This window comes from Niabella aquatica (assembly GCF_054779315.1).
The window spans coordinates 120,023-132,604 of record NZ_BAAGYM010000001.1; the positions used below are offsets into that span (position 1 = coordinate 120,023).

General features: G+C 42.2%; 10 protein-coding genes. 1 reads left to right on the top strand and 9 read right to left on the bottom strand.

The window, feature by feature from the left end; all coding sequences use genetic code 11:
• Positions 1-16: 16 nt before the first annotated feature.
• From ACYVBM_RS00490 to ACYVBM_RS00525, 8 genes are all read right to left on the bottom strand, one after another.
• Complete coding sequence (locus ACYVBM_RS00490) at positions 17-1,027, bottom strand: LacI family DNA-binding transcriptional regulator (RefSeq protein ID WP_460683639.1); 1,011 nt, start codon at positions 1,025-1,027, stop codon at positions 17-19.
• A gap of 175 nt (positions 1,028-1,202) precedes the next feature.
• Positions 1,203-2,054 (bottom strand): DUF4249 domain-containing protein, encoded by an 852-nt coding sequence (locus ACYVBM_RS00495; protein WP_460683640.1) that lies wholly within the window; start codon positions 2,052-2,054, stop codon positions 1,203-1,205.
• Positions 2,055-4,376 carry a TonB-dependent receptor gene (locus ACYVBM_RS00500; protein WP_460683641.1) on the bottom strand — a complete coding sequence of 774 codons (2,322 nt, stop codon included), beginning with the start codon at positions 4,374-4,376 and terminating at the stop codon, positions 2,055-2,057.
• Positions 4,377-4,581: 205 nt separating this feature from the next.
• A complete protein-coding gene (locus ACYVBM_RS00505; RefSeq protein WP_460683642.1) occupies positions 4,582-5,454 on the bottom strand; it encodes an aldose 1-epimerase family protein in 873 nt (290 codons plus the stop codon).
• Between the two features lie 238 nt (positions 5,455-5,692).
• Positions 5,693-6,862 (bottom strand): mannonate dehydratase, encoded by a 1,170-nt coding sequence (gene uxuA / locus ACYVBM_RS00510; RefSeq protein WP_460683643.1) that lies wholly within the window; start codon positions 6,860-6,862, stop codon positions 5,693-5,695.
• Positions 6,863-6,921: 59 nt separating this feature from the next.
• A complete protein-coding gene (locus tag ACYVBM_RS00515) occupies positions 6,922-7,737 on the bottom strand; it encodes an SDR family oxidoreductase (RefSeq protein WP_460683644.1) in 816 nt (271 codons plus the stop codon).
• Positions 7,738-7,973: 236 nt separating this feature from the next.
• Positions 7,974-9,143 (bottom strand): mannonate dehydratase, encoded by a 1,170-nt coding sequence (gene uxuA, locus ACYVBM_RS00520; RefSeq protein WP_460683645.1) that lies wholly within the window; start codon positions 9,141-9,143, stop codon positions 7,974-7,976.
• 19 nt (positions 9,144-9,162) lie between these two features.
• Entirely contained in the window at positions 9,163-9,978 is an 816-nt protein-coding gene (locus tag ACYVBM_RS00525; RefSeq protein ID WP_460683646.1) for an SDR family oxidoreductase, read from the bottom strand.
• Positions 9,979-10,093: 115 nt separating this feature from the next.
• Between ACYVBM_RS00525 and ACYVBM_RS00530 the strand changes: the two genes are divergently transcribed.
• Positions 10,094-10,957: an AraC family transcriptional regulator gene (locus ACYVBM_RS00530; RefSeq protein WP_460683647.1), complete on the top strand. Its 864-nt coding sequence runs from the start codon at positions 10,094-10,096 to the stop codon at positions 10,955-10,957.
• A gap of 67 nt (positions 10,958-11,024) precedes the next feature.
• Here the strand turns inward: ACYVBM_RS00530 and ACYVBM_RS00535 are convergent, their stop codons facing one another.
• Positions 11,025-12,569: an alpha-N-arabinofuranosidase gene (locus ACYVBM_RS00535; RefSeq protein ID WP_460683648.1), complete on the bottom strand. Its 1,545-nt coding sequence runs from the start codon at positions 12,567-12,569 to the stop codon at positions 11,025-11,027.
• Positions 12,570-12,582 lie beyond the last annotated feature (13 nt).

The following is a 12,582-nucleotide window of genomic DNA, read 5'->3' on the forward strand; positions in this document are numbered from 1 at the left end:
GTGCTATAAAAAAATCTTATAAAGACTGGCGGTTGATGAGCTCTGCATCCAACAGCAATGTTTCGTCTTTTTCCCCCTTTACCGGCTCACGCATATATTGGGTAAGGATCTCAATTCCCCGGCGGGCTATTTCCTTAATGGGTTGATGAATGGCAGTAATAGCGGGTTTGTACAATTTAAAAAGATCATGATCATCAAAAGAAAGCACCGCCACACGGTCGGGGATCTTCCATTTTAATTGTTGCAGCACCTTTAATCCATCAATACTCAGGTAGTTCGTGGCAAAAAACAAGGCATCTACATCATCGTTCTTTTTTAAAAAATCCATGATCCCTGTTTCATATGCACCATCCTCTGTTGAGAACGGAAGCTTTAAAATGAAACGCGATTGATACAGACCGCTTTTCTTAATGCTATGCTGAAATACGTTAAGCCGCTCTTTCATCTGCATCTGGTCAAGCGCCGTTATAATGAACCCTATTTTTTTATAGCCTTTCTGGACCAGTAATTCTACTCCCTTCGCAATGCTGTTCTTATTATTCACCAGCACGCAGGGCAGGTTTACGTCAGCAAAATACCGGTCCAGCAGCACTACCGGTTTTTTACTTTTCTTCAGCTTTATCACTTCTTCCTTCATACCACTGGATGGTGTAATAATAAACCCGTCCACCTGTTTATACAGCATTTTAATCAGCTCCGTTCCTTTCTTATCATCGTTCTCGGTGCTGCAATATACCACCCGGTACCCTGCCTTATAAGCCACATCTTCTATAGCTTTGGCAAGCATGGAAAAAAAAGTATTAGATATATCTTCAACAATCAACCCGATTACATGCGTTTTCCCGGTACGAAGGCTTGCAGCAGACTTATTAGGGACATAGCCTGTTTCTTCAATGATCTTTCGGATCTTATCAGCCATCTCTTCGCTAATGCGCATTTCCTTTTCCTTACCATTTATTACAAAGGAAACGGTTGAAGGGACTACGCCAGCTATTTTCGCTATGTCTTTAATAGATAACTGTTTCATCTGCGTGGTAAAGATTGGTTTATATTTTTTAGTTAAATACGTCCGGGTTATGGGAAAGCTAAAAATACAGTACTTTACGAAAATACCTCCCACTTATTATGTCAACTTTTGCAAAATCGTTTTTTTACGACAGGTGAATATAGTACTTTTCTGTTTTCCCATATCAAAAATAGTCTTAATCAGCCGGGTAACTACAGGTAGAATCGGGGAAAACAGCGATGTTCAGGGCAGAAACCGTATGTGCGCTAAAATGGCCCAATGCTCCACCCTTAATATTGGATACAGGATTCCCGGGCGATGCTGATTGTGATGATCCCAGCGAGCCCTGGCTCAGGCTGTACCAGAATAAATAGTTGGGCTGATCAATACATTGCATTTCAACCCGCACCTGGTCGCATTTTTTCAAAGTATATTCATTATTAAATATCAGTAACTCGTCTGTAACCATACGCCCGTTGAACAGGTCGTCTTTGGCAATGAAAATGGTAGTTTCTGCCCGGCCATCTACATACTGAATGAACCTGTAAGCGTTCCCCAATTCGGCCGGATCTTTAAACCGTATGGTAGCAATATTGCGTGTTTGCCCCAGGAAAAGCCTTTGTGTAATATACAGGCTGTCCAGCCGTACTTTTCGGGGCATGGTAGAGGTTGCGGTAAAAACCTTTACTTCGCCTGAGTTAGATGTGCCCGCAGGATGTTCTACCCGCAGATGATAGGTGCGGCCCGGGCGGCCGGTAAATTTTGCACGGTAAATGCCTCGTTCAGAGGCCGGCATTAAAACTACCGGAGTCTTTCCTTCTTCTGTAATGGTTACATGTGCGTTATTGACACCCGACAGGTTAAGACTATCGTAAAAATTACCGGTCATAGACACGCGCACACGGCATACACTGTCATCTGTAAGAATTCCCTCCACCACATATTGTGAAGGCGCATCCTGTATGCCTACATGAATCACTCTTTCGCAGCTCACTGCAATTAATGAAACACCGATCACCAGTAATATGAGCTTTAGTATGGACAACACTTATTTAAACTTAAAATTATAAGAAATGGATGGTACCAATTTAAAAAGAGAGGTTTTTACGGCTTCCGTGCGGGTAGGGTCTTCCTCGCTTTGCCGAAAGGTAATAACATAAGGATTTTCTCTGCCGTAAGCGTTAAAAAGACTGAAGGCCAGCTCTGAGGTAAATTTCTTTTTATCCTTCAGCAGCCAGGTAGCGCCCAGATCAAGACGATGATAGGCCGGCATCCTGTCGGCATTCCTTTTGTTATAGTAAAACACGATCTGATTGTCGATAATATATTTCCCGTTGGGATAGGTAACCGCATCACCGGTATAATAGATCCAGTTGGCTGCAAGGTTCCATTTCCTGTTAAGCTGGTAATTAAACACTATGGCTACATCATGGGTACGATCCTGCCTTGCATTATACCATTGCCCATCATTAATACCATTTATTTTTCTTTCTGTTTTAGACAGGGTATAGCTGATCCATCCGGTGGTTTTGCCGGTCTTCTTTTTCAGGAAAAGCTCCCAGCCATAAGCACGGCCCATGCCAAAAAGAATTTGCGATTCAATAGCATCATTGGTAAATATATCGGCTCCGGTTCTGTAATCGATCTGGTTGTGCATTTTTTTGTAGTAGGTTTCTGTTGAGAACTCATACCGGTTTTCCGCAAAGTTCTTATACCATCCCAACGAAAACAAATCAGCAATTTCAGGTTTTATAATATTGGTACTTGCCAGCCATTTATCAGTTGGTGCACCGGTGGTTGAATTAGACATCAGGTGCAGGTTTTGCACATTGCGTACATAGGATGCTTTGAAAGAGGATGTTTTATCGATGATGAAACTGGCTGCCAGGCGGGGTTCCAGGTTCAGGTAATTTTTTACTATTGCTCCTTTTGCATAAGTTAGGGTATCGGTTACATTTCCATCGGCATCTACCTCGTAAAAATCACCTGCGCCTAATATAGCAAACGAGGTTAAACGGGTGCCATAAGTAACATTCAGCCAGGGAGCCGCTTTCCAGGTATCGGTTACAAACAAGGCATTTTCCCACGAGTACCGATCCTGCAAATAAAAATTATTAAAGCTTGTGCCACCGGAAGAAGTAACATCGCCGGGACGTATTTTATGGTAGATGGAATTAAACCCGAAACGAAGTGCATGCCTGCTTCCCGCATACCATTGAAACTCCTGTTTGAGGTTTAAATCGCGGATCTTTGAATAAATATCCAGATCATTGTTAGGATTATTGATATTGATATTATAATCAAAATCACTGTAAATGAAAGAGGTGTTGGAGAACAGGCGGCTGTTAAAAATATGGTTCCAGCGCACGGTGCCGGTAATATTCCCCCAGTTAATGCCAAACTGCTGATCCAGCTTTAAATAATCCCTTCCAAAATACCCGGATACATAAATATTATCTTTCTGGCCAATTTTATAATTGAGCTTGGCATTGTAGTCATAAAAATAAAGCTTATTGTTGCGGATAGTAGTGTCTTTCGCAAGGGGAACAAAAACATCCGCGTAAGTTCTCCTGCCAGACAACAAAAAAGAAGACCTGTTTTTTTGAATAGGGCCTTCCAGGTTGAGCTTCGCTGATATAAGGCCTATACCGCCACTTAGTTCATATGCCTGGTTATTGCCCTCGTTCATCTTTACATCAAGCACAGATGACAGCCGGCCTCCATATTGTGCCGGCATGCCCCCTTTATAAACAGTAATATCTTTAATGGCATCAGAATTAAAGGTAGAAAAGAAACCCAAGAGGTGCGATGCATTATACACCTGTGCCTCGTCCAGTAAAATAAGGTTCTGATCGGCGCTGCCGCCACGCACATAAAATCCGCTGTTACCGTCTCCCGCCGGCTTTATACCGGGCAGTAACTGGATGGCTTTTAAAATATCCCGTTCTCCCAGCAGCATAGGAATAGTCTTTACTTCCGTTATGCTGAGCCGTTCTACTCCCATTTGTGTACCTGTAATAGTGCGGCCTTTACCGGAGGCCGATATTGTTACATTTTCCAGGTCTTTAATCTCATCGGACAGGGTAATATTTTTTGATATATTCTGATCCAGCCTTATTTTTTCAGCTATGGTTTCAAAGCCAACCGCTGAATATTCTATTACATATTCACCGGCAGGCAATGTGATAGAATAAAAACCATATTCATTGCTACTGATCCCTTCAGTACTGCTGGTAGATCGGATACTGGCATTGATAACGGTTTCTCCGGTACGCTGCGAACGTACCGTTCCGCTCAGGGTAAACTTCTGCTGCGCATAACCAACAGAAAACAGCGTGATCAGTAAAAGTGAAAAAATTAACCGCCTCATTACTTAAACAAAGCGAAAGATAATTGATAAAAGCGAGAAGCGTAAAAGTTTAATATTTTTTTAAGGTGGCCTCTATAAAGAAATGCCGCCACATAGTATCACAAAGCATCAATTTTAAAAATTTTCCGGGTGGAAAAAAAGTAAGGATGCTTTTGAAGCTATTATACTGTTGTATAGATACAACTTTAAAATACGATGTGGAGGGCTAAATAACCGTAAAGCTCCAGGTTCTTACAAATTCGTCCTCCGACCCGATACTATTGATCCCTTCCTTATTGATCAATTGCTGATCCGAAGTTACACTGTCTGCAACACCACACCAGGGCTCTATACAAACAAAGTCAGCATTTTTTGAAGCCCAAATACCCAGGTAAGGAAAGCCGGGAAAATCGAACCGGAACCCTTTCCCCGATCGTTGCGATAATAATTGTACACTATTGCTTTTGAGATGCTTTAATACTATCGCATCTTTCTCGAATAACTGCTTCTGTAACCTGATACTGTTTTGACCCCGGAAAAAAGGAACCGCCTCTTTCTCTAATAAGCCGGCAGATGTTATGGGCCACTTACCGGCAGTTTCAATTTCATTGAACAGGAGTATATAATCTTCATAACTATCGCCTTCAAACAGAGGCACACGAAAGGCAGGGTGTCCTCCAACAGAAAAATACATATTCGCGGAGCCGGTATTTACCACGCGGTACGTTACATGCAGCGATTGGCCCTCTATACTGTAATCTATAAAAAAATGAAAGGGAAAAGGATACCTGCTCAAAGTGTCCGCACTGCTTTCCAGCAAAAAAGAAAGCGTATCAGAAGTTTGCCGGTACAGCCCGAATACCATATCGCGGGCAAATCCGTGCCTTGGCATCTGATAGGCCCTGCCCTCAAAATAACAGGTATCTTCTTTTAATGTACCAACAACAGGAAACAGTACCGGGGAGTACTTGCCCCAAAAAGCAGGATCTCCGCTCCACATATACTCTTGTCCTGTTTTCAGATGCTTTATGCTTTGCAACTCGGCCCCTTTGGCCGCTACCGAAATATTTATATCGCTGTTTCCAATTGTAAAAACCATGCTATAAAAATAAGCTATAGCCGCCGAAGTTGCCCATACTTTATGCGGGTGTTTAACAAATTGCCCTTTTTTACAGCAGCAAGCTGATAAAAAGCTATTGTGAAGCGAGCCTGCCTGACGACCGTCAGGACACACTTCACTCAGACAGCTATGAACGGACAAATACCACCATAAAAACAGGCTGGAACCCAAACGGACCAGCCTGCAAACCAATTAACAACAATCCATTTAAATCATCTTATAAAATAGAATGGGCGATACCCATTTCCAATCCGCGCAATTCTGCCAGTCCTCGTAAACGGCCGATACAGGAGTATCCCGGGTTGGTCTTCTTTTTAAGATCGTCCACCATCTGATGGCCATGATCGGGCCTTACAGGAATGGAAATCTGCCTTTTTTGCTGCAATAATACCAGCTCCTTCATCACCGCATACATATTCGCATCGCCTTCGAGGTGATTGGCTTCGTAAAAGTTGCCTGCTGCATCACGTTGCGTAGATCTTAGATGTATAAAATTCACCCTGTCTCCAAGATTCTTCAACATTTGCGGCAGGTTGTTTTGTGCAATCACGCCAAAAGAACCCGTGCAATAGCACAAACCGTTCGACTGATTGGGTACCGCTTCCGTCAACTTTAGAAAATCACTTTCGGTGCTCATAATACGGGGCAAGCCCAATATGGCATAAGGCGGATCATCCGGATGTATCGCCAGCTTAACACCCACTTCATCTGCAACCGGTGCTATTTCCGACAAAAAATAAATAAGATTGGAACGGAGCTTTTCCGCATCCGTATTGTTATAGCGATCTAATTGCTTTTGAAACGCTTCCAGAGTAAAGCTTTCTTCTGCACCAGGCAGGCCGGCGATCATATTACGCACCAGCTGATCTTTTTCTTCCTGAGCCATTTCTTCCAGGCGTACCTTAGCCTTACTGAGCTCTTCTTCGGTATAATCTCTTTCTGCATCAGGCCTTTTCAGCAAGAACACATCAAAAGCAATAAAAGCAGCACGTTCAAAACGCAATGCTTTAGAACCATCAGGCATCGTGTAGGCCAGATCGGTACGCGTCCAATCCAGCACTGGCATAAAATTATATGTAACAATCATAACACCGCATGCGGCCAGGTTGCGAATGCTTTGCTTATAGTTCTCAATATACTTTTGAAAATCGCCTTCCTGCGTTTTGATATGCTCATGCACCGGTACACTTTCCACTACCGACCAGGTTAATCCTACTGATTCAATTTCGCCTTTTCTTTTTTGAATTTCTTCAACCGTCCATACTTCACCGTTTTTCACATGATGCAATGCGGTAACAATGCCGGTAGCCCCGGCCTGCTTGATATCCCAAAGTGATACCGGATCGTTAGGGCCATACCAACGCCAGGTTTGTTCAAATAGCTTCATTTTAAAGTATCGTTTAATTATTTTAAATAGAAATTTATATGCTTTAAATGCCGGGTGTATTAAATGGAAAAGGCATCAAAACCGCCATCAATCACTAATATAGTTCCGGTTACAAATTTTGAGGCATCGCTAATGAGATAATGCACCGAACCCAACAGTTCATCGGCATCGCCAAAACGATTGAAAGGGGTATGTGCCAGTATGGTTTTAGCACGATCCGTATAAGAGCCGTCTGTATTGGTTAACAAAGTTCTGTTTTGCTCTGTAATAAAAAAGCCCGGAGCTAATGCATTTACCCTAAAATTGGGGCCAAATTTCATAGCCAGTTCTCCTGCCATAAATTTGGTAAAATTAGATACAGCAGCTTTGGCTGAACCATAACCTGCTACCCGTGTTAAAGGGCGCAAAGCTGATTCGGAGGAGATATTAATGATATTACCCGAGCCCGTATCTACCATAGCTTTGGCAAATACCATGGTAGGTATTACGGTTCCGAACAAATTAAGATCTACTACTTTTTTAAAGGCATCAATATCTAAATCAAAAATAGTTTTATCAGGACCAATGGTTGCGCCAGCCATATTGCCGCCGGCAGCATTAATTAGTACATCAATTTTTCCGTAGGCTTCAAGTATAGCAGTACGATTGTGCTCCAGTACTTCTTTTTTTAAAACATCCGTTTCCATAAAAAGCGCCTCACCCCCGTCTGCTATAATCTTATTCACCAGATTATCCCCACGTTCCTTATCACGATCCAGCACCACAATCCGGGCACCATTTTTTGCCAAATAAGCTGCCATATCTGATCCTAATACGCCGCAGCCTCCGGTAATAACTACTACTTTACCTTTAATACTAAATAGCTCCTGTTCCATAATTTGCTTTTATTTATTACAAGTTTTTATACTCCGCTTCTTACGGTACCAGCCCTGATCTTTTTCCGGTAAACACGCCTTAGTTAATCGTCTACCATCATTGGGCAAGGTTTATTTCATTGTTTTTTTTGCAAAACCATATGCAATATAAAACTTCAAAGCCACCCTGCTACTGTGAGCCGGCGCCCGTTATTTTCGTTTCAGATATGCCTAATACGCTCCGCTTATATCTATAACTAAGACCTTAGCTGCTTTACAGTGGCCATTACTCCATCTATCTGCGCCAGAGCATACATACGTCCATGAAAAGAATAGCCGGGATTGTAGCCTTTATCCGCATCATCCAGCATCAGGCGCCCATGATCCACGCGCATGGGTAGCGAGGGGTTCACTTCTTCAAAAACGCTCACTACTTCTATCAGCCGCCCCCTGCCTTCGAGATGGGAAGCCTCCATAAAGTTTCCCCCTTCCAGAATATCTGTGCTACGCAGATGCACAAAGTGCGTACGACCGGCAAATTTCCTTGCCATTGAAGGTACATCATTGGTCAAACCCGAGCTTAAAGAACCGGCGCAAAATGTTAACCCGTTGTGTGGATTGTCTACTGCCTGTAATATCCAGCTAATATCTTCTTCATTGGTTACAATACGCGGTAAACCCAGCATCTGGTAGGGCGGATCATCAGGGTGCACGCACATATTGATACCATACTGCTCACACACCGGCATAATGCGGGTAAGGAAATACTTCATGTTTGCACGCAAACCATTTTTATCAATACCATCGTACAAACTCAGCAGCCGCTTAAAAATAGCTACCGGGTCCTGATCGCCCTCCCTGATATTACCATTAATGAAGCCCTGGGTTTTTACAATAATAGTATCAATCAACTGGTTCTTCTCTTTTTCAGTAATCACCTTATCCAGCTCTTTTACTTTTTCCAACTCAATTTCGGTATAATCGAGCACTGCATTATTTCTTTTCAGAATATAGATATCGAAATAAGCAAATTTTGTTTTATCGAAAAACAATGTTGAGGTTCCATCAGGTAATTTATAGTCCAGCTCTGTGCGTATCCAGTCTATGACCGGCATGAAGTTGTAGCAGATGGTACGAATACCGGCCCTCCCCAGGTTTTCAAGACTTACGATATAATTGTCGATCAGCCGGTCTCTTTCTGCACCGCCATATTTAATCGCCTCACTTACGGGCAGGCTTTCTGCTACTGACCAGCGCAGGCCGGCATCTTCAATAAACTTTTTATGATCCAGTATGGCTTCCGATGTCCATACTTCGCCGTTAGGAATATGATGCAAAGCGGTTACAATACCCTCCACTCCTATCTGCCGCAGCATGGGCAAAGTGATCTTATCTTTTTTGCCAAACCATCGCCAGGTTTTTTCCATATTAAACAATTTTTATTAATCAAACACCACTAAAGGCGCTGAAGCCACCATCAACAGGAAGCACAACACCTGTAATAAAACTGGCCGCATCACTACACAAAAACCGGACAGCACCGTTCAATTCAGCGATATCACCAAAACGACCCATTGGGGTTTTAGCCAGCACTTTTTTACTTCTTTCAGTTAAGGAACCGTCTGGATTGATAAGCACGGCGCGGTTCTGATCTCCAATAAAGAAACCCGGAGCTAAAGCATTTACCCGCACTTTGTCGCCAAATTTCAATGCCACTTCCGAAGCCAGCCATTGTGTAAAATTGCTTACAGCAGTTTTAGCTGCCGAATAACCCGGAACCCGGGTAATAGCAGAATACGCAGCCATGGAAGATATATTGATAATAGAACCGCTTTTTTGTTCAGCCATTACTTTACCAAAAACCATAGAAGGATAAACCGTACCGTTTAAATTTAAGTGGGTTACTTTTTCCCACTCCGGTACAGGCATATCAAAAAATGATTTGTCGGGGGCCAGTGTTCCGCCCGGAGTATTACCCCCCGCAATATTCAACAGAATATCGATGTGGCCCCATTTTGCCAACGCTTCTCCGGCTACGTTTTCCAGGCTTTCAATATCCAGCACATTTCCAACCACACCCATCGCCTCACCGCCCAGCTCCGTTAATTCTTTTACTATATTATCAATATTTTCCTGGCGGATATCGATTGCCACGATTTTGGCACCGGCCTGAACAAAACTTTTTGCTATGCTGCCACCGAGCACTCCACCTGCTCCTGTTATTACCGCAACCTTACCCTGAATACTAAATATATCACTCATAAAACAAGCATTTATTTTAACTAATTTAAACAATGCACAAATTTAGTTCAAAGCCCAACAAATATATTTTCCTAATTTTGCATATACTTATTCAATATTTGCAAGATTTATTTTTATGAGAACCATCATAAATGAACATCTTACTATTTCCAAAATATCACCACTTAAGGCCCGGCATTTTGACTACAAGTACTTTACCTATCCGTGGCATTTCCACCCCGAATATGAAATTATTTATATAAAAAAGGGCGCCGGAACAAGGTTTATCGGAAACAATATTGACAAGTACAATGACGGCGATAGTATGCTGATGGGATCCAACCTACCCCACTATATGAAGAGTGATGATATATACTCCTCTGAAGATAATAATCTAAGGGTAAATGGAAGCATTATTCAGTTTGAGAAAGATTTTATGTATTATTCGGTCAATCATTATCCCCATCTCAGGAAAATAAAGAAACTGCTTGAAAAGGCCCAGCATGGTATCTACTTTCCGGCCGGAAGTTCAGCAAAAATGAAAGAGTTGCTGGAGAGCATCCCTAAGAAAAAAGGGCTGGAACAGTTCATGTCTTTTCTCCAGCTTTTACAGGCAATGGCAGAAAATCAATTCAAACGAATCATATCTCATTCCAATTTTGCTGAAAAAGCAGCAAGCGATAGTTCGAGAATTGACATGGTATTGTCTTATTTAAATAGCCACTATACACAACCAATCAGCCTGAAAGAGGTTGCGTCATTTGCTGCTATGAATAATTCTGCATTCTGCCGTTTTTTTAAAACCAAAACGGGCAAATCCTTCAAATCCTACTTAATGGATATGCGCATAGATTATGCCTGTAAATTATTGCTGCTGGATGAGAAGAATATTTACCAGATAAGCACGGAGTGCGGGTTTGACACGATCTCGCATTTTAATAAAACATTCAAAAACAAATTAGGATATCCACCATCGGAGTACCGGAAAACAATGATGTAAGCATGTAAGTATTGTGCTTAATAGCTGCAGCTATAATCACCATTATTTCACTGCAGTGATTAACTTATTAATCCAATGTAATACTTACAATACTAAGTTTAGGTAATTTTACGATCAAATCATTTTTTTCAATTTTTACCTCTTTAAAAGCAACAGGAACCACTTTTGTTTTATTCTCAAAAGTGTTGATATCTGTAAAGCTTTTGGAAGTAAGGATGCGTCCGTTAACCGTTTTATATTTTTTACCGTTCAAAGAGGCCCTTACTGTAATGTCTTTACCGGCATCAATATTTACGAAAGTGATATGCACTTTTCCGTTGGAGTCAAGCGAAGCAGAAGCATTCACTGCGGGTATTTTACTGTTGCCGTTTACATAATCAGGAGTAGTAAAGGCAAAAGGGATCAGCCTGGCATCCATATGATTCATAAACAACTCAAACACATAATAAGTAGGTGTAAGCAGCATTTCTTTACCCTTCGTTAAAACAATAGATTGCAGCACATTTACAGTCTGTGCCAGGTTAGCCATCTTTACACGATCTGCATGATTATTAAAGATATTCAATGTGGTGCCTGCTATCAAAGCATCCCGCATGCTGTTCTGCTGATATAAAAATCCCGGGTTGGTACCTGGTTCTACATCCGTCCAGATTCCCCATTCATCTACTACCAAAGCCACCTTTTTTTCTTTATCGTATTTGTCCATAATGGCCGAATGTTTTTGTACCAGCTCTTCCATGTGCAGGCAATTCTTCATAGTATTGAAATATTCTTTTTCATCAAACTGTGTAGCAGAGCCTTTACTTCCATTCCAGTCGCCTGTAGGTAAGGTATAATAGTGCAGCGTAACCCCCCACATCTGGTTACGTGGAATATTTTTCATTAATGTTTCCGTCCAGTTATAATCGCCGGCATTGGCCCCGCTGGCAATTTTTTTCAATGGTGCTCCCGGGTAATTTCTTGCATAGGTGGCATACCTTTTATAGAGATCTGCATAATAGGCAGGGGTCATATTTCCTCCGCAGCCCCAGCTTTCATTGCCTACACCCCAATAAGTCACCTTCCAGGGTTTATCACGCCCGTTCTCTTTTCTAAGCTCGGTCATGGTGCTTTGTGCCGGGGAATTTAAGTATTCTACCCACTTGGCCATTTCTTCTACCGTACCGCTTCCTACATTACCCGCAACATATGGTTCTGTATTTAAAAGCTCGCAAAGCTCAAGGAACTCATGCGTTCCAAAACTGTTGTCTTCCGACACGCCACCCCAGTTGGTATTTACCATTCTGGGTCGTTCAGCAGGTTTTCCGATTCCATCACGCCAGTGATACTCATCAGCAAAGCAACCTCCGGGCCAGCGCAGGTTAGGGATCCTGATCTTTTTCAATGCTTCTACCACATCCAGCCTGATACGCCCCTGTTTTTTTACATCAAGGTTCTCATCTACCCAAAAACCGTCATAAATACAACGGCCTAGATGCTCCGCAAAATGTCCGTAAATATGCTTACTGATCACCGCCCTGGCTTCACGGGTGTTAAGAGCAGCAGTAATTTCCTGGGCATTTACCTGGAAATAAAAAGCAGCAGTAAACAACAGCAAAAAAAATTTCTTCATGGCAATAATATTT

Excerpts from the sequence above, each read along its gene's own strand:
- ACYVBM_RS00490 (WP_460683639.1), bottom strand. The coding sequence starts at position 1,027 with ATGAAACAGTTATCTATTAAAGACATAGCGAAAATAGCTGGCGTAGTC.
- ACYVBM_RS00505 (WP_460683642.1), bottom strand. The coding sequence starts at position 5,454 with ATGGTTTTTACAATTGGAAACAGCGATATAAATATTTCGGTAGCGGCC.
- ACYVBM_RS00525 (WP_460683646.1), bottom strand. The coding sequence starts at position 9,978 with ATGAGTGATATATTTAGTATTCAGGGTAAGGTTGCGGTAATAACAGGA.
- ACYVBM_RS00530 (WP_460683647.1), top strand. The coding sequence starts at position 10,094 with ATGAGAACCATCATAAATGAACATCTTACTATTTCCAAAATATCACCA.
- ACYVBM_RS00500 (WP_460683641.1), bottom strand. The coding sequence starts at position 4,376 with ATGAGGCGGTTAATTTTTTCACTTTTACTGATCACGCTGTTTTCTGTT.
- uxuA (WP_460683643.1), bottom strand. The coding sequence starts at position 6,862 with ATGAAGCTATTTGAACAAACCTGGCGTTGGTATGGCCCTAACGATCCG.
- ACYVBM_RS00515 (WP_460683644.1), bottom strand. The coding sequence starts at position 7,737 with ATGGAACAGGAGCTATTTAGTATTAAAGGTAAAGTAGTAGTTATTACC.
- ACYVBM_RS00535 (WP_460683648.1), bottom strand. The coding sequence starts at position 12,569 with ATGAAGAAATTTTTTTTGCTGTTGTTTACTGCTGCTTTTTATTTCCAG.
- uxuA (WP_460683645.1), bottom strand. The coding sequence starts at position 9,143 with ATGGAAAAAACCTGGCGATGGTTTGGCAAAAAAGATAAGATCACTTTG.